The 18068-nt window shown below is 32.5% G+C and carries 22 protein-coding genes; 5 read left to right on the forward strand and 17 right to left on the reverse strand.

The window, feature by feature from the left end; translation table 11 throughout:
- Window positions 1–60: 60 nt before the first annotated feature.
- Window positions 61–849, forward strand: a complete 789-nt coding sequence (locus H5J24_RS09565; RefSeq protein ID WP_068943377.1) for a hypothetical protein — start codon at window positions 61–63, stop codon at window positions 847–849.
- Between the two features lie 896 nt (window positions 850–1745).
- Here H5J24_RS09565 and H5J24_RS09570 read toward each other — a convergent pair.
- The 10 genes from H5J24_RS09570 to H5J24_RS09615 form a co-directional block, all read right to left on the reverse strand.
- Window positions 1746–2303: a DUF4256 domain-containing protein gene (locus H5J24_RS09570; RefSeq protein WP_068943376.1), complete on the reverse strand. Its 558-nt coding sequence runs from the start codon at window positions 2301–2303 to the stop codon at window positions 1746–1748.
- A gap of 271 nt (window positions 2304–2574) precedes the next feature.
- Window positions 2575–2973, reverse strand: a complete 399-nt coding sequence (locus tag H5J24_RS09575; RefSeq protein ID WP_068943375.1) for a DoxX family protein — start codon at window positions 2971–2973, stop codon at window positions 2575–2577.
- A 17-nt stretch (window positions 2974–2990) separates the two neighbouring features.
- A complete protein-coding gene (locus H5J24_RS09580) occupies window positions 2991–3569 on the reverse strand; it encodes a YdeI/OmpD-associated family protein (protein WP_068943374.1) in 579 nt (192 codons plus the stop codon).
- Between the two features lie 194 nt (window positions 3570–3763).
- Window positions 3764–4228, reverse strand: coding sequence for an SRPBCC domain-containing protein (locus H5J24_RS09585; RefSeq protein WP_068943373.1), 465 nt, complete (start codon window positions 4226–4228; stop codon window positions 3764–3766).
- Between the two features lie 206 nt (window positions 4229–4434).
- The gene (locus H5J24_RS09590) at window positions 4435–4770 is read right to left on the reverse strand and encodes an ArsR/SmtB family transcription factor (RefSeq protein WP_068943372.1); all 336 of its coding nucleotides are present in this window, start codon (window positions 4768–4770) and stop codon (window positions 4435–4437) included.
- Window positions 4771–4897: 127 nt separating this feature from the next.
- Window positions 4898–5650 (reverse strand): 3'-5' exonuclease, encoded by a 753-nt coding sequence (locus H5J24_RS09595; protein WP_346729992.1) that lies wholly within the window; start codon window positions 5648–5650, stop codon window positions 4898–4900.
- Window positions 5647–6549: a UvrD-helicase domain-containing protein gene (locus H5J24_RS09600; protein WP_232816255.1), complete on the reverse strand. Its 903-nt coding sequence runs from the start codon at window positions 6547–6549 to the stop codon at window positions 5647–5649. The genes H5J24_RS09595 and H5J24_RS09600 overlap by 4 nt, the downstream gene beginning before the upstream one ends.
- A 1-nt stretch (window position 6550) precedes the next feature.
- Entirely contained in the window at window positions 6551–8296 is a 1746-nt protein-coding gene (locus H5J24_RS09605) for an ATP-dependent nuclease (protein ID WP_068943370.1), read from the reverse strand.
- Between the two features lie 17 nt (window positions 8297–8313).
- Window positions 8314–8781 carry a hypothetical protein gene (locus H5J24_RS09610; RefSeq protein WP_068943369.1) on the reverse strand — a complete coding sequence of 156 codons (468 nt, stop codon included), beginning with the start codon at window positions 8779–8781 and terminating at the stop codon, window positions 8314–8316.
- A gap of 30 nt (window positions 8782–8811) precedes the next feature.
- Window positions 8812–9225: a helix-turn-helix transcriptional regulator gene (locus H5J24_RS09615; RefSeq protein WP_068943368.1), complete on the reverse strand. Its 414-nt coding sequence runs from the start codon at window positions 9223–9225 to the stop codon at window positions 8812–8814.
- Between the two features lie 148 nt (window positions 9226–9373).
- Here H5J24_RS09615 and H5J24_RS09620 point away from each other — a divergent pair, with 148 nt between their 5' ends.
- The gene (locus H5J24_RS09620; RefSeq protein ID WP_167387000.1) at window positions 9374–9604 is read left to right on the forward strand and encodes a SymE family type I addiction module toxin; all 231 of its coding nucleotides are present in this window, start codon (window positions 9374–9376) and stop codon (window positions 9602–9604) included.
- Between the two features lie 750 nt (window positions 9605–10354).
- Here H5J24_RS09620 and H5J24_RS09625 read toward each other — a convergent pair.
- Both H5J24_RS09625 and H5J24_RS09630 read right to left on the reverse strand, forming a co-directional pair.
- Window positions 10355–10828 (reverse strand): DUF6265 family protein, encoded by a 474-nt coding sequence (locus H5J24_RS09625; RefSeq protein WP_068943366.1) that lies wholly within the window; start codon window positions 10826–10828, stop codon window positions 10355–10357.
- A gap of 66 nt (window positions 10829–10894) precedes the next feature.
- The gene (locus tag H5J24_RS09630; protein WP_068943365.1) at window positions 10895–11707 is read right to left on the reverse strand and encodes a helix-turn-helix domain-containing protein; all 813 of its coding nucleotides are present in this window, start codon (window positions 11705–11707) and stop codon (window positions 10895–10897) included.
- A 149-nt stretch (window positions 11708–11856) separates the two neighbouring features.
- Here H5J24_RS09630 and H5J24_RS09635 point away from each other — a divergent pair, with 149 nt between their 5' ends.
- Complete coding sequence (locus H5J24_RS09635; protein WP_068943364.1) at window positions 11857–12639, forward strand: YdcF family protein; 783 nt, start codon at window positions 11857–11859, stop codon at window positions 12637–12639.
- Between the two features lie 368 nt (window positions 12640–13007).
- Here the strand turns inward: H5J24_RS09635 and H5J24_RS09640 are convergent, their stop codons facing one another.
- Window positions 13008–13463, reverse strand: a complete 456-nt coding sequence (locus tag H5J24_RS09640; RefSeq protein ID WP_228407633.1) for a VOC family protein — start codon at window positions 13461–13463, stop codon at window positions 13008–13010.
- A gap of 280 nt (window positions 13464–13743) precedes the next feature.
- Between H5J24_RS09640 and H5J24_RS09645 the strand changes: the two genes are divergently transcribed.
- Both H5J24_RS09645 and H5J24_RS09650 read left to right on the forward strand, forming a co-directional pair.
- Window positions 13744–14286 (forward strand): hypothetical protein, encoded by a 543-nt coding sequence (locus tag H5J24_RS09645; RefSeq protein WP_068943363.1) that lies wholly within the window; start codon window positions 13744–13746, stop codon window positions 14284–14286.
- Entirely contained in the window at window positions 14286–14879 is a 594-nt protein-coding gene (locus H5J24_RS09650) for a hypothetical protein (RefSeq protein WP_068943362.1), read from the forward strand. The genes H5J24_RS09645 and H5J24_RS09650 overlap by 1 nt, the downstream gene beginning before the upstream one ends.
- A gap of 905 nt (window positions 14880–15784) precedes the next feature.
- Here the strand turns inward: H5J24_RS09650 and H5J24_RS09655 are convergent.
- The 4 genes from H5J24_RS09655 to H5J24_RS09670 all read right to left on the reverse strand — a co-directional run bounded on the left by H5J24_RS09655 (window position 15785) and on the right by H5J24_RS09670 (window position 18045).
- A complete protein-coding gene (locus H5J24_RS09655) occupies window positions 15785–16081 on the reverse strand; it encodes a hypothetical protein (protein ID WP_068943361.1) in 297 nt (98 codons plus the stop codon).
- Window positions 16082–16128: 47 nt separating this feature from the next.
- Window positions 16129–16698 (reverse strand): 3'-5' exonuclease, encoded by a 570-nt coding sequence (locus tag H5J24_RS09660; RefSeq protein ID WP_068943360.1) that lies wholly within the window; start codon window positions 16696–16698, stop codon window positions 16129–16131.
- Between the two features lie 70 nt (window positions 16699–16768).
- Window positions 16769–17521 (reverse strand): toxin-antitoxin system YwqK family antitoxin, encoded by a 753-nt coding sequence (locus tag H5J24_RS09665; protein ID WP_141395686.1) that lies wholly within the window; start codon window positions 17519–17521, stop codon window positions 16769–16771.
- 122 nt (window positions 17522–17643) lie between these two features.
- Entirely contained in the window at window positions 17644–18045 is a 402-nt protein-coding gene (locus H5J24_RS09670; protein WP_068943358.1) for a hypothetical protein, read from the reverse strand.
- Window positions 18046–18068: the final 23 nt, after the last annotated feature.

Consider the following 18068-nt stretch of genomic DNA (forward strand, 5'->3'; position numbering starts at 1 on the left):
CTGTAAATTATTGTAATGATTATCAGGAGATAATAGAAATAGATGTAAATTTATAAAAGAATGTTTGACGAGCACGAGCAAGATGCTCGCGCTAGCGGGGAATTCCTGAAAGAGGATGTTATTAATCTAAAATTTCCAAATAGTATGAATTTTAAGAGTAAAATATTTATAATTTTATTATCCTCTTTATTACTTACGAATTGTAAGGAGGAAATGAAAAAATGTGTAAGTCAATCAACCGATACTAATGTAAAACTATATAATGATTTAACAGATCAGTTGATACCTTATTTTTTTAGAGAAGATTATTTAGGTGAAAAAAGATATTTTGATAGTTTAAGAGTTCACGATGATGATTTATATATCGAAGAGAAGACAAAAGCGCACAACGAAATTTTTAATCATCCTGAAAAATTTTGCAATTTGTATATAGATTCTACTAAAAGTAAAAATACATATTTTGCTACAAGTAGTAAAAACTTTATTACAGGTCATCCCGAAGCTCATATAAATGACATAAAAAGTAGGAAGGAGCTTTTAAAAGAATTTTCCAGTAATACAGATATTATTAAAAAATTAAGTACACGAAGTTCTATAAAAGCAAATCAATTTAATTTGTGTACGGCAAAAGTCCTAGATCTGGCAGAGTATGATAAACATACAAATGAATGTGAGATAGGTGTTGTCTATTTTTCAGAGATTGTATTTGATCCTTCTAAAAAAATAGCATTAGTTTTTGTTGACCATCGTATAAAAAAAGATTATTACGGTAGAAATGGTATATTTAAACTAAGATTGCATGATAATTATTGGGAAATAGAAGATTTTATGTTAGTGTCAACTTCCTAATTTCCGGCTCTTTTCTTTTTTCTCATGAAATTTAGAAGAAGAAACCCCGCTGCGCAAAGTCTCCCGACTTTGAGCAGATAAATAAACAAACCCCTCGCAAATTGCGAGGGGTTTCTGTTTTAAACAGCAAGCGTATTAGAAAGTGTTTGTTTTAATCTTTGTTTTGTAACAAGTCCGTCAATAATTGAGAATACAGATTTTTTTCGTTCTCTTCCAACTGTTCAATGAGTTGTATTTTTCCCCTCGCTGGCCCGAGCTTCTAGCTCCTGTCCTAAATGGAAATAACAATAAACAAAGCTAAATTTATGAGTTAGCTTTGTTATTTACTTCAATTCTTTAATTTTATACTATGAGCAGAAAATATATATATCATGAAATATATTCCTCAAAATCCCGTTGAAAGTGGTTTTGTTATGGAACGATGGGAGTGGAAGTATAGTAGTGCTAGAAATTATTGTGATGATTATCAGGAGATCTTGGAAATAGATGTAAATTTATAAAAATATTTGATGAGCACGAGCAAGATGCTCGCGCCAACGGGGAAAATCAAATTATAAGATGATCCCTGTGGTAACCGGAATTTCAGACGATCAGTTTACAGAAATTGTAAAAGCAGATTTTTGAAAGATAAAAAGATTGTACAGAAAGGAGCTTACAGTCTTCTGATGATGCTGAAGAATAAAGCAGAATAATCATTATCAATATATGCTTTAAAGAAAAAGGTTTTGTTTACTAAAATAAACAGAACCTTTTTTATTTAACCACAAAAGCTGCAACAGTTTTGGAAGGCTTTAATTATTTTAAGTTAAAAAGTTTTGCGTATTAGAAGTTCACTTAAGTTTTGAAAAATCAAAGATTTTTCATTTTTACTCTAATACTTTCAAACCCTCAGACCCTCAAACCCTCAAACTCCCCCTAAACCCTCTCGCAGCATAATAAGAATCTGCACCGTTATGATAATAGAATACAGTATTGTAGCGTCTGTCGCAGAAAACAGCGCCTCCGAGTTCCCGGATTGAAGCAGGAGTTTGTACCCAGCTGGAAGTTTTCTGATCAAATTTTCCTAATTCCTGAAGGTGGCGGTATTGTTCTTCGGTTAAAATATCAATGCCCATTTCTGAAGCTTTATCAATGGCGTTGCTTTCCGGTTTGTTGGCTTTTCTTGATTCCCAGGCAGGATAATCATAGCAAAGGCTTCTGCGTTTCGGACTTTCAGGCGAACAATCGAAGAAGATATATTCATCTGTTTTTTGGTTATAATCCACGACATCAGGTTCACCTTCTGTTTCTTCCATTTCGTTTAAAGACCATAGTTTTTCAAGGTTAGATTCTAATTTGGATTGAATCTTTTCCCATTTCAGGTCTTTGTGGCGGGGCATATTTTTTTCAAAACGGGCTTTCAGTACTTTTAAAAGGGCTTCGCTTTGTTCGGGAGTTAAGGATTTCTTTTTCATGTTAAATTTTGTTTGTTTGTTCTTTTGAATTAATTGATGGATGTTGTTGGCAATCGCAAAGGGGCAAGAGGCTTTTGAGGCTGGAAGTATTTTTAAGGGGCAAGAATTTTATCTCCGATAAAATTGAATGCTGCATACTTTCATGTCATATTTGCTGAAAATCTTAGATTTTCTTGCGCCTTAAAAACAGCATTAGGTTTTAATTCTTAGCGTCTTAGCGATATTCCAACAAAATCAATGTAATTATCGGCATAAAATTTTTAATTGTGTGTTAGTTGTTGAGCGAGATTTTTCTGTTGGCAGGTCTGAAATACCATGAAATAATAACCAATACAAAAAGCAATACAGCAGGAAAGGTTCTTCCGGCGGTATCTCCCACAATAAGGTGTGAGATTACAGCTCCAGACATCACGAAGAAAAACCCTGCATAAGCCCATTCTTTTAATAGTAATTGTTTCGGGATAAGAATAGCAATAACGCCCAATAGTTTCCATACTCCGATGATGGTCATAAGATAAGCCGGATAGCCCAGATTGGTAAAATTAGCAAGCTCATCCTTATTTTTCATAAGCTGAACAATGGCGGTAGAGACCATGCCTAATGCCATCCAGAGCGTAAAGATCCAATAAATGATTCTTTTTCTTTTTTCTGATTTGTTTGATGTTTCCATAGTAATTGTTTTTGTGATTAGTCGTTAAGGCCTTTTCCTTCAAGGATCTGAGGAATGCATTTTTCGATTCTTGCTTCCCTGGTTTTGGATTGTTTTGCGGAGGAAAAGTGGAGTAGGTAAGCTCTTTGCCGGCCTGGTGTTAAGGATTCAAAAGCTTCTTTTAATACAGCATCCTGATCGAGTCTGTTTTGAAATTCTTCAACCATTTCAAAATCTTTGGTTGTCTTCATTTCAACCTTCACTCCGGATTCTTCAATCTCAACCGCTTCAAACATATACGCCCGAAGTTCCTTTTTAAGATCGTGGATCTGTTGCACTTCTGTAAAACGGATCTGTCTTGCTGCCTGTACATTTTCAGACTGCTGAATAAGAATCTGGTCGGGATCTTTCATCAAAGCACCTTTAAAAAAGAGTAGGGCGCAATATTCTTTAAATCCGTGAATTAAAAATATATTTTTACCTTCATAGGTATAACACGGGCAGCCCCATTTTAAATCCTCTACCAATTCGGTACTTAGGGCAATGGTTCTTAATGCTTCAAATTCTTCTTTCCACTGTGTGGCTTTATCGAAGAAAAAATCAACTTTTGGATTCATGGGGGTAAGTTTTAGGGTTCTAGGGTTTGAGAGTATTAGAGTAGGAGCGTGATAACGTTCAAAGTTTGATGATTAAAGTTCAAGGTTGTTATCCTTTCACTGATGATTGACGATTCACTTGCGAAGCAAAATTCACTATTGACATATACAAGTTAAACTTTGACATCATCATCTCTCATCTCTTCGTTTATTATCTATTGGTCTCTAAACAGCTCCTGCAAACGATTATGCGCCCTATTAATTCCCTGCGCAAACGGCATTTTCAGATGTTGGTCTCTGAAGTCTACGGATTTGTATATCGTCTGAATTGTGATTTTGCTGGTGGTATCCGTTAATTTTTCAAATTCTAAAAACTCAATCTGAACTGGAAAAGGTGTGTTTTCCATCTGGAATGTTCTTATAATTTTCTCATTTTCAACAATGTCATGAATGGTTCCGTTAGCACTAAACATTACTTCTCCCTGAGGATTAGAAGTTTCGAAACGGTAACTTCCATGTTGTTTATTTTCAAACTTGGTCACTTTGGTTCCCATCCATTGTTCAAAAAGTTCAGCTTCTGTATACGCTTTGAAAAGCAATTCTACAGGAAGATCAAATTCTCTGATGATGAAGATTTCCTGTTTTCCGTCTTCTGCGTGGATTTTTGTTTTAAGTTCCATATTTTGAGGTTGGTGTTTTGGGGTTTGAGAGTATTAGAGTATTAGAGTATTAGAGTATTAGAGTATTAGAGTATTAGAGTATTAGAGTGGAACGTTTAAGGTTGGTATCCTTTCCTTGATGATTGACGATTCACTTGCGAAGCAAAATTGACTATTGACACCCACAATTTAAACTTTGCACTCATTGTCTCTCATCTCTTCGTCTATTATCTATCTGTCTTATGTAAGTCTTGGTATGCTTTCATCACACTTTCCAGCTTATTGAATTTCTCATCCCACATTTGGCGGAATGGCTCTATAAAGTCGGCTATTTCTTTCATTTTATGGGGATTGAGGTGGTACGTAATTTCACGGCCGTTTTGTTCTGATCTCAGTAACTCACATTCTGTAAGGATCTGAAGATGCTTGGAAACGGTAGGTCTTGCGGTATCGAAATTGGAAGCAATGGCTCCTGCAGTCATGGATTGAGCAGCCACCAGCATCAATATGGATCTTCTGGTAGGGTCTGCGATCGCCTGGAATACATCTCTTCTTAAATTCATTGTGTAGTTATTTGACTACAAATATATGTGTAGTTATTTAGCTACGCAAGTTTTTAATGAAGAAATTTATATTTTTTATAACGGTAGTTCTCTATATACAAGGATATTCAGTAGTTAGATTAAATAATTATGTTTTGGGATCAATATATCTTAATTTCTGAATACCTTCTAATGTAAGAAATTCTGAATGTCTTCCACTTCTAGTTTCTCCAATTGCATTTGTTCTTCGAGTAGAAGTAAATAATATACACCCTTTAATAGCTCGAGTTATTCCTACATAATGAAGATTTAAATCTTGAGTATAATTAGGATATATAGGATTATCAAAATCATTATTTTTTCCTGGACGTTTAGCAGGAAGCACCCATTCATATAAATCTAAATGTATAATCAAATCAAATTCTAACCCTTTTGATTTATGTAATGTCATAATTACTAATTCCTCACTACCTGCAGATCTATATGAATCCAACTCTTCTTTATTATTTAAGACACTATCCAACAGGTTTATAGATTCATCATTTGATAGTTTGGGGGCAATAATATTAGCTATATCAATAAATTGCTCTTTTAATTTTGTAATATCAATATTTCCTGATGCTATAATGTAATCAATATTTTTTTTTACTTTTTTCAGTTCTTCAATCTCTCTTTTTAGGAGTTTATCATAGGAGGTAAAAACTTCAATAATATCAATAAATTTATGACTGATATTAAAAACGTAATGTAATAAATTAGAAAAGATTAGTGACCAAATATTAAGATTACTATCTAGATCATTACTTATAAAATATCTATTTGGTGTTTTTAATGAATTAACAAGGATTTTTGCAGTGCTTTTTCCCCTGACTAATAAAGCAATTTGGTTATTATGCTTTATATCAAAATATTTTTTAGCCTAATTAAATTTTTATCTAAAAAATTTGCAATTGAGCTTTCATCTCCTTCTGTTTCGAAATGATATACTCTAGATTCAACATTAGGAATCATAACTGCTTTATCATTTAATAAATAATTGGAATAGTTTATAATTGATGGATGACACCTATGATTCTTATCAAGTATAAATTGTTCAAAAGTATCATTTTCTGATAGTTCTTTCAGAAATTTAGCATCTTTACCAGAAAAAGCATATATTGACTGATTTAGATCACCTACGGCAATAGCATTAGCACCTAGGTTTTTAATTTTTAAAAAAATATCGTGTTGATGCTGCCCAGAATCCTGATATTCGTCAATATACATAAACTTATATTTAGCCTTAATATAATTTTGACAGGCTATAGATTGGTCTAGTACATAGTTTGAAAATAATCCAATGGTTTCTATTAAAATTATTCCATTTAAAAAATAGTTGACTAAAATATTAAGCTTTTCTTTGTCCAAGTCGGTTAATAGAAGATTCCTATCAATCCAATCTAAGCTTTCATTTTCAAAATTTTCTAATGAATCTTTCTTAATAATCTTTATATCGGTAGAAGGAATACCAAACAACAATTTTCCAAAAGGTATTAAAACTTCTGAAAGATTAAACTTATCAATAGTGCCAAAAAATGATGATTTAGGATTTTCTCCGTTTGAAAGACATCTATTTTTTAATTCTGTACTAGCTTTATTTGTATAGGAAATAGCAATTACACCTTCATGTTCTTTTAAATTATGTAAATTTCTTTTTATTTTTTGAGAAATTACAAATGTCTTACCACTTCCAGGTGCAGCAACTACAACAGAATTACCATTATAATCTATGATTATTTTTTGTTGTTCAGTTGGCTTCATGTTAAGAAATTAAATCTACACATCTAAATAAGGGAATAGCTATATTATCATCTTTAAGATTTTTCAAGCAATTTTTATTTTCCTTTAAAAATTTATACATATAGATTGCCTTCTTTTTTTGCATTATTGATACTAAATTTTTCGTTTCATTTTCGTTAAAAGATGTCTGTAAATCTTTTAAAATAGGACTGTTTACTAAATCATTTTCCAGATCTTTTTCAGACAAAAACATATTATAACTTCTTAACTCTTCAATAATATATAATGCAGAACTTATATTTTCAGGTTGAGGAGTAATTTTTGAATCCCAAGTTGTATTATCAAGATGTTCTTCTAAAATTGCTTCAGTTTCAGGATGTTTTTCAAAACAATCTTTATAAATGGAAATGCATCTATGAATTCCTGCAAAACGATGTTTATCTTTTTTAGAGACTTTAAATATATCATTATCCGTTCTTAAAACCCAATCAATATTTAGAGCATTAAGTATTTTGGCATAGGTTTTAAAGCTAATTCCATCAACCATTAAAATACTTATGTTTAGTCTATCTAAATCTATATCTAGTTGTTTGGCTAATGTTTTATAAAAAATTTCTTCTGAGGGTCCTTCAACAAGAAAAACAACACTAGCAAAAAAGGCTTCAGCAGGTATAATACTCATTCTATAACCAAAATCCTGAAACGCTTCATTAATTATTGGAGAACAGCCTTCTGAAGCAGCTTCTGATTTTAAATTTTTATTATAGATTCTAATTATTGAATTAGGACTAAATTCAGAGGCAATTTGAGGAGAATGTGTTGTTGTTATTACTTGCCCATACAATTCATTGTTTAAATACTCAGCTAATTTTCTTTGTTGATGTGGATGCAAGTGGGCTTCGGGTTCCTCAATACAAAAAATTGTTACTTCGTTTAGGTTTTCTTCTCTTAATTGATTTCTTGAGGTCCAAAGTGCTAAATATATTTGGTTTAGCCTACCATCCCCACCTATTAATACTGATTGGTCTTCAGATTTTGCTGAAATTGATACGTTATTAATAAATGAATCCAAATTAGATGTAGCAGAATCAAAAACAATTTGTTGTTGAGAATGATGTAGTGATAACTTTGCTAATTCTTCATTAATCGTTGCGGTTGCATCTTTTACAAAATTTAATTTTGGAATGCGCTCATCTATACTTTTTAAATTTTCTTGAATCTCAGTATATAATTTATTATCAAATTCAGATTCTTCAGCAGTTCTGTTCTCTTTTGCGGTTTGAAATAAATAGTTTTTCTCTTTGTTTATATATCTTATTAAATCCCTTCTACTACTAATATATTTTAGATTTAATACTTTTCTATAGTACCTATCATCGATTTCTTCAAGTTTTTCGATTGACGCCCCACAAAATAATTTATATGATTTAGCCTTGGTTTTTGAATCTCTGTAACCTTCATATTTTATAATTAATTCATCTCCATCGCTTATTTTTCCTTTAAGTTTAGAAACTACACAGTCTTCTACTACATTTGTAAAGAAAAGTATAATCTCGAAATTATTAGTTTCTGTAAAGGCATAAAAATCTGAATCTTGTGGCTCAATATCATAATCAGATAAGCTGCGATCTAAAAGAAGCCTAATGGCCCATATTAAATTTGTTTTCCCAACATCATTAGAACCTATAATTAATGATTTTTCATTAAAATGTACAGTTGCATTTTTGAAATTTCTAAATCCAATTAATTTAACTTTAGCAAGTATCATAAAATTTTATTAATAAATTAATATCCACAGAAATAAACAGGTATACATTCATTTATGTTTAATTCGAGAAATACTCCTAGTCCATATTTGTATTCTCCATCTTGATGTGTAAAATCTTCAAGTTTAATTTTATCAATTTCTCTAGACTCTTGATTCCACCAACCTTTAATTTCGATTATTAATAAGTTAGACTCATTATTTCCTCTTTTATGAATAATCACATCTGGTCTTGTACCATTTGGGCGCCTAGGAGTTCTTTTGGGAGCTAATCCGTTTTTATTGTATTCAATATCAATATCAAGTTGCAAATCATTTACCCATTTAACAGTTTGTAGGGCTTCATTCAAATAAAGAGTGAAGCGAAATGCTATACTTTGTTCCATGCCCTTCCTTTCGATTAAATCTATATCATCAATATATAATCGACAAATTGATTTTGATATAACTCTTTTGAGACTTTCAGATTGTTCTTCTGTGAGAAACATGATGGATATATATTATTATTATTATTATTATTATTTCTTTTCAATTAATCTCTCCAATTTTTCAATCATCTCTTTCTGTTGCTCAAGCATACGCTCATAAAGCTCAACCATTTTATCAATAGGATTGAAAGTAGGTTGGTAACTATACAATGAATTACCTGTAGCATTATCATTGTTATTAACAGTATTCGAAATAATATTCACAGCTTGTTCCTCATCAAAATTCTCAATCGCTTCCGCCGGAACTTTCAAAATCTTCGCTACCTGCGCCAGAATATCAGATTCTACGGTTTCCTTTTGTTCCAAAAGAGAAACTTTCTTTTGGTTCCAGTCGTCACCCAATTCAAAGGCTAAAGCTTCCTGCTTGATGCCCAGCATTTCACGGAAACGTTTTATATTTCTACCCTGATGTATTTTCTTATTTTGCATATCTGTGTCAATCATAATAACAAATATAAAGCTTTAAAAGATAAAAATAAAACCCCTGTTCAAAATAAATTATCTTCTAAAATATCCTTTCTACGGCCTAAAATATTCATTTTTAACTGGTATAGCTGTCATGATATTTCTTGCTTTGTTGAAAAACAACGATATGAGAAAAGTAATTATTCGGGGCAAATATAAGGTTGTCTCCATTCGTAACCTTACGGTTTCCCATAAATCATTTGAAAGAGCGTATAGAAGGCTAGTTTTCTTCCCGGAAATCCGGCTGGCAGGGAAGTGGTTGCTGGAGTGTGGTTTTGAACCTGGAGATCATGTGGTGGTGACCGTTCGGAGGAATCAGATTATTTTAGAAAAGGAGATGAAGTATCAGGAAGGATAAGAAAATAGTTTTAATGTATAAACTTAAGTGTTCAGAATCTTTTGTGACTTTTGTGGTTATCTATACATTGCTGTTTACATTTTCCCACAGATGACACAGATGGGCACAGATGAATATGGAGATATATTTTATAAACTGGCTGTGAAGGTGTGGCTAGTGATTCGAAGGCTTTTGAGATCTCTCGCAGATTTCGGTGATTAAGCAGATGATTGAGGATTAGAATCTGCGATATCTGCTTGATCTGCGTGAGTTTTTTAACGCAAAGTTTTTATGTTGGTGGCTGGTTATTTTTAGGGAGCTAAGGATGAGCAAGTGAACTTGCCAGATGAAGGTTATTTTTATATCTCGCAGATTTCGGGGATTAAGCAGATGATTGGGGATTATAATCTGCGATATCTGCTTGATCTGCGAGAGTTTTTTATTTAAACGCAAAGTTTTTATGCTGGTGGCTGGATATTTTTAGGGAGGTAAGGCTGGACAAGTGAACTTGTCTGATGAAGGTGTGGATTGTGATTTGAAGGCTTTTGAGATCTCTCGCAGATTTCTGTGATTAAGCAGATGATTGGGGATTAGAATCTGCGTTATCAGCTTGATCTGCGAGAGTTTTATAAATTAAATGCAAAGTTAAAGATGTCTCTGTGTTTGAGGAGCTACCCTGGAAAGGTAGTATGCTGATAACTCTAAGACTCTTAATGGTTTGGAAAAAATATATTCATCTGTTTATCCCTTGGGAATCAGTAAAAAATGAATCTATTTCACCTTTCGCATCGGAAATTTCTGGCTGGTCATTTTTCCGTTCATTATTCCGGAAATCTCTGCAGCCAGAGAATCTTTTCCCTGTTTTTTATAAGCAATCATTTGCGGGAAATCATGAGCCGGATTTTCAAATACAAGAGAAGTGGGATCTTTGATTTCTTTGGCCGCAAAGTCTACGGGAAGCTCATGGTTTTGATGCTTTACAGAAACAATATAATGCAGCTTTTTATCCTTTTCTATCAATCGGACAGACTCGAATAAAAGGGTGTCTTTATTTTTCAGATAATAGCTTTTTCCCTGAAATTCGATAGGGCTTTTTCTTTTCCAGGTTTCATAGAGGCTTCCTTTGGGTGTTTTGGTTTCCCAGGTTCCGAGAAGCCATTCCAGTTTGCTGAGTTCACCTTGTTGCTGAGCCCAGCTTCCCATCATCAGAATAGCGATGATGGCAGGGATGAGTTTTGTTTTCATTGCGGTCGTATTTTATCTCAGCAAAGTTCAGGATAGCAATGATCTTAAAATTGTAAAAATGCGACATCAGGAATCTGTACCATAAAATAAATAAGACATTTGAAGATTATCACCATAAAATTCTTTGGGGGTAAGTCCTGTAAATTCTTTAAAATCTTTGATAAAATGAGCCTGGTCATAATATTCAGCGTCGTGAGCAAGTGTTGTAAGATTAATATATTCCTTATTGAGAAGATTTCTGAGCGTTGACTGAAGTCTTATGGTTTTGGAAAGTTGTTTGGGACTCATACCAATCGCTGAAGAGAATCTGCGTTCCAATTGTCTTCGGTTGATATTGGTTTGTAGGGAGAGTTCATGTACAGAGATTTGCCCGTTGACCTGCAACAAAATATCGACTGTTGATTGTACAATTTTGTCAATGGTTTCTGTGTTCAGTCTTTCCCGCAGGAAGGTTTCTACAAGATCTATTTTTTCCTGTATGGTATTGGATTGGTAGACCTTTTCTCCCAATTCAGTTCCGGCTGTTCCAAATAGGTCTTCTAAGGGAATTGCTTTATCATCCATTTCTTTGATGGGAATGGTGGCAAAAGGCAGAAAGCCATTATGATGAAAACGGACAGAGAATATTCCGGTAATGCCTGTAGGTTCAATTCTTAAAGGTTCAGTAAGCTGCCCGAAAACACAGTATCTTGGCTGTACAACGGCTTTTCTATCAATATACTGTTTGTATAGGTCTCCATAATGGAAGATCATTTCCATGCAGCCATCAGGAACAATGGTTTGGGTTTGGGGAATGTCTTCTTTGGGACTGTCCAGTGTCCAGTAGCACTTGATGAGCGAAGCCAGCTCCGGATGGGGTTGGAATATCTGATAATCCATTGTATATAATCATTCTGATCGGCTAAAATTATTAAAAATAAAATCATTTTCAATAAATCATTGCAATGCAGTGAGAAAAGTACTAGTCATGAAATAACCTTACCTTTGAAAACTCAAAGTTTTCTTTGCATTAATCAATACTATCATCAATGAAATTTTTACTCGACTTTTTATTTCGTGTTTTCCAGCTTTTTACAGAACCGTATTTTTTAGTATTTCTTGCAGTAGTTGTTATTGCACTGTTGAAAAGAAAAAATAAAAGTAAGAAACTGAGAATAGGAATTTTAATATCAACAATTGTCTTGGTTATCCTTATAGGCAATGGTTTTCTGGGGAAACTTATTTCCGGATATTTACAGGAAAGTTACCTCAAGACTTCTGAGGTGAAGAGTACAGCTGTACAGAATCCTATTATTGTAGTATTGGGTGGCGGTGTTGTTGAGATGAACAATATAGAGAAATTACATACGATGTCTTATTCCAGAATGGTGACCGCATATGAATTGTATCATGAGTTTAAGAAAAATAATCAACCTTGTAAGATATTGATTTCCGGAAAGGGAAGAGGACATACCAGTGAAGCCGAATTATTCAGTGCGAATTTTAAAAAAATGGGAGTGCTGGATTCTGACATTATTAAGGAAGATCAAAGTATGAACACCTATCAGAATGCAAAATTTTCCAACGAGATATTGAAGAAGATGGGAACTTACAACTTATACCTGGTCACTTCAGGTTTTCATATGAAGAGATCTGTTGCGCTGTTTCAGACATTTGGATTAAAACCTATTCCGCAGGCTTCAGACTTTATAGATACTGAAATCACCTGGTTTCCGAATAGTTATAATGCCGCATTTACATTCGTTATGCTGAAAGAAGTAGTGGGAATATGGCAGGTGCAGTTATATAACAGTTTGGGGATGAATAAATAATATTTTATAGTTTATTATAAGAATAACAAACCGGACTCTTAGGCTAGCTTAAGAGTCCGGTTTGCTTTACAATTGTTTTAATTAAGTTTTGGCTAAAGCCAAATTGATTGTAATGTTTTTATTAGATGTGCTAAAGCCCATCTCTATAGAATTTATATTGCTGTATTTAAATCATCAGTCTATTTTCTTCAAAAAACAGTCTTGTTTTTATATAGAATTTGTACAAAATCATAGAAAAAGTCCTTAAATACATAGGAATCCAAATAAGCCCAAATAAGCCGTGTTTTTCCATCCTCAACCTATGCTATCTGCTTGAAAATAAAGAGGATTTATGGGCAAAAATGAATTTTAGTCAAATTTCATAACTTTTACATCTTAAAGACATTAAATTTATGACCATCAGGATCTGCAAAGACAAAACCATAATAATTGTTTCCAAAACTTTCAGGTTCCGAAACAATGGTTCCGCCGGCATTTCTAACTTCAGCAGCCCATTGATCAACCTGATCGTTAGTCTCAGCTGAAACGGTAAATATGATTTCATTTGAAATTTGGGAATCGCCAAAGGAAACACCTTTTACATTGGTTTCCAATATATTTTTCAGGAAGAAATGAATAACAAAATTATTTTCTCCGAAAAAGAAGCTTACTAACTCATTAGAAGTGTGAGGATTGTTGGGAGTGCATCCTATGGCTTCATAAAATTTTTGGGTACGCTCCAGGTTTGCAACAGCTAGGTTGGCCCAGATCATTTTAGGTTTCATATATTTTATTTTTTTGGTGCGGATAAAATTACTTCCTTTTATCAATACAAAGCTTGTCATGTGGCAAGATTTTGTATTTTTAATGGACAGAAAGAAATCAATGGAAAAGATACTTAGGACATGAGATTTGCATATTAAAAAAATTAAGACCGGAATTTTATAATCATTTAAACACATCATTACCGATAGTCTTGAAGCCTTTTTGAATCAGCTAAATCAATACTACGAAGACTATGTAGGTAAGTTTGATGAAATTCTTTACTGTTGAAAGTAGAAAAGACTTTCCTAAGAGGTTTATAGTTTCGTGATTTAACATAATATATTTGAAAGTAAGTGAATAATGAAGTTAAGAAGTGTAATAGAGCCTGATTTTGAAACTGCTGAAAAACGATATCCTGAAGTTTTAAAGCTTATTTTGGAATATACAGACTACTGTGATGAGCACGGAGATGAAGATTCCGTTGAATATAAAAAGCTGGAAGATAAGCTTCATACTATGACAGGAAAAGAAATGTCCCGGTATAATCTTTGGGAATGGTGGGAAGGCGATGGAGCAGAGCATCTGTCTTTTGATATCAGCTTACCAGATCCTCAAATTGTAAAGGATATTACTAAAAATGAGTTGTCCGAAATCATAAGAAGAATGAAGAATTTTGAAGTTCCGGACCTGGATGATTCATCTTTTAAAGGAATATTTCACAATTATATATATTTTGGAAGCAGTTATTTTCCTGATTTTTTAAAATTGAATTTTAAAGGATATGATATTAAATTATTCCAGTCTCATAAAGATAAAGACGGTAATTACTATGAGTATAGCCAGGAAGAAATCACAGAGATACTATGGAATGGAGGATTCAATGATCGTATGAAAAAAAAATAATGAATACTACTATAATCAATAAAATCAAAGCTTTAGGCGGAAATACAGATGCTGTACATGCAGATCAAAGCTTTGCAGAGAATTGGAAACAGATTAAATTTCCTCACTATTTGTATGATAAAGACTGGGATGTTTATGGGATTGACCAGTTTTATGAAGCGAATAAGGAATTATATCAGAATCAACAGGAAAAGTTCTATGAGAATCTGATGTCGCATTATTTTTCAGCTCATGACGCAGCGTATGGACAGTATTTTGTGAAAGATTGGATGTTTACGCCTTTTAAAGAAGGTTCTGAAGACCATGAAGAATTCGATGATTTAATTGATGAAGATTATGTGCAGAATGTTGTAGGGATTTCTAAACCTGAATTCTTCTGTATATTCTATTCCTACGGATATCCTGATCATTATTTCATCTGTACGGAAGATCCGGATCAATCTAATCCAACGGTTTACAGTACAGATCATGAAGTCTATTTTGATGAGCTCGATAATAAAGGTAAACTTGAAGAATTCCTGGATTGGTTTATGACGAAAGAAGAGTTCCGGGAAGTCGTTGGAGAATATTTGACTGAGAAGCTAGGGGAATAGTTTTTTGGGCAGGAAGCTGGATGCTGGAAGAGGGAAGCCCTTGAAGTGTTATGAAGAAGAATATCTCTTTTTTAACCTTTTATGCAGTAGTTTTGCAGGGACCAACAGTTATCTGACTAAAAGTAACTTCCAGCCTCCAGCTTCCATCCTGCTAATTTAACATAATATAAAGTTGCTATTATGAGATCCTAAAAGAGAAAAACTATACAATTTTTACTTTCAGGCAATTTGCTGATATAGAAAAATTCAGACCTTTTTTAGAGCAAATGTTTTCAGAATTAAAAGCTGAAGGCAATGGTGGCGGTAATTCTGATTTTGGTGATGAGCTTTTAAAATATTGGTATCCAAGAAATTTTCACTGTATGAAAAAGACGGTTGTCATATACAGGGATATCCGTAAGAATTTTTGAAGAAATCCTCAGGGATCGATTCTATGGAATTAAAAAATTATTTAAGCAGAATATCCGGAACTTTAGGCGTTATAAATCATTTAAAAAATACAATTGAGCCTAAGGATAAGAGTTGAACGCTTTACAGGAAATGTTTATCTTTTGACAAGTGGCCAGACTTTTTCATCTGCAACAGATTTCGCAAATGCATTCAAATTTTTGAAGCTGGGAAAACTACAATAGATTTTAATATTGTAGCCACAGAGCATGACAGCATGGTGTAATGCCTGATGATATACAGGTTGAAGCAGAAAAAGCTTTGGATTATACGGTAGAAAGTCTTATCATGCAATAAGTGAGGCTGTTATGTACTCTTTTTGCAATAATATATTTTTCCTATAATTTATATTATGTTAAATTGTATGTATTCCAGGATTTCAATTTCTTCTCATTTTGAATTCCATTTCGTTGATTCTAATTGATTCTATAGAATTTATAAAACATATTTCCATATTGCTATTTTATTCTTGAGATTATTTCATCGAATTTTTCAAGCAACAATAGCTTGTAAAGTTCAGCAACTTCTTTCCAATCTTTAGCTTGATATTTAATTTCTTTTTCTTCAAAAATTACAGAAAGTGAAAGATCTTTATGTACTTCAACTACCTTTTCATCATTAGTTATAACAGAAACCCAAAAAGCTCCATGCTCGTTATCCATTAATTGAATGTCTTTTATCGCTTTTACTATATCCTTTTCATCAATATTGTCTTTTTGATATCCTTCAGCATATTGTATGTAGTTTTCTTTCATTACGTTTTAGATTGGTTATTTCTTTGTATGAAATAAAGATCAGGCAATTATTTTTCATTAAGAATCTGTTGTAATATTAAAGCTGTTGCCTTAGCATCGTCTAATGCTCTATGAAATTTAAAATCTTCTTTTATATTCATTTTTTGTAAAACTCTTTCTAGGGAGATTCCAGATGTAGAAATATTTTTCTTTGCCAGCCAATAAACACCCAATGCTCTGATATCAAAACCTCCGCCAACAAAATATTGATTATAATCTAATCCAAATTCCGTAAATTCTTTCCTCAAAAGTGGTAAATCATAGTACAATCCCCACCCTGCTAACGTTGATTTATTTTTTTCTCCATACCAATCCAAAAATGTAAGAATTGCTTCATCGAAATACTTTTCACTTTCAACCATTTCATTGGTAATGTTTGTAATATTCGTAATTTCAGGTAGAATGGGAAAATGTTTTGGCTTTATTAAAATTGAGAATTCGCTTTTTATTTCAAAAGTTTTCCGGTCTAACTTTACAGCTCCTATTTCTATTATATTGGTTTCATGTATTTCATTTTTTCCAAAAGTTTTGCAACTTCCTTCTAAATCGTAAATGACTAAATCACTTGAGAATTTCATATCAATGTTTATTAACAATCCCTCAAAGGTATATTCTTACTGCGCAATCAATTAGCATATATTATCGTTTTTATTTTAATTCAATAATTTCAGTATAATATTTCCTCCACTCGTTTGCTAAGTCAACTTTGTCCATCATTTGTAATAAATCTTCCAAATCATACTTGTCATGATTCCTCTCATCATTCAACAATGTATTAATTGCAGTTATGGCAAATTTTTTATCGTCTTCATTTTGGGATAATAAATACCAGAACCATCCAATAATACTTTGTCCTAAATTATCTTTATAACTTGAAAAATAAGGATATAACTCAAAATAAAGATCTACATAACATTCAGTAAATTTTTCTTTGTTAATATGGAAAAGAGGTTTCTCATTTACTTTTAAATCTTGTTGGATCACTACCATTAATTCTCCTTCATAATTATAAAACTCTGTTTTATAGGGAATATTACGTTTCCTGAAATTCCCATTCTTATAAAAGAAATTATCATTTTTAAGAATAATGTTTCCATCTATATCATATTTAAAACTATCATTTTTTCCAACAGCCCGTTCTGATTCTATTTTTCCGTTTGGATACCAGGTTTTATAACCTACATAATCACCATTATCAAAATAACTTTCATCGGCTAATTGACCGTTGTCATAATATTCTACAGATTTCCCATGAGCATTACCATTTTTAAATTGAGTTGTCATATTTCCATCGACTAATGTTCCTGTAAAGGGTTCTCCTTTATAAGACATACAAGTATAATAATCCTGAAGATTTGCTTCAAAATCGGTTTCGTTATATTGTATAATTGGTTGTATCATTATCGAATATTTCAAGGTTGAATTAATTTTATACTCAGAGCTTTTTATTCAATGTGTTCTGAATAAAATGTATAGGGCACTCTCCTATTTTTATTCTGTACAAGTTATTGCTGATTTTCTTTTCAAGTTATTATTTTCCGTATCTCTTTAAGAAGCTCTTGTTTTTCCGATTCACTTAAATTATTGTTCTTCCCATCTAATGCATATCGAACGTCATGTATGTCCTGCTTACACCACTCTATCATCCGGATAATTCCACTTTTGGTAATTATTCCTTTACTATCTTCAAATTTTGGAGGTGATGATAAATGAACTAATCTGGTATAATCTTTTAAAATAAGAGCTAGTTTTCGATGATCTTCTTCTTGCTGCAATCCATATTTTATAAAGTGAGTTTGGTCTGAGCATACTGCTTTAATCTGTATCCCATCAAATTCTGTCTGGTCATACTCATCAAATACCCACCACAGATATTCTTTACCATCAACATGAACTTTACTTTTATTTTTCTTGCTTATTGCCATATTTTTAAAAGGTTAGATCCGAA

It is taken from the genome of Chryseobacterium capnotolerans, from assembly GCF_021278965.1.
Lineage (GTDB): Bacteria > Bacteroidota > Bacteroidia > Flavobacteriales > Weeksellaceae > Chryseobacterium > Chryseobacterium capnotolerans.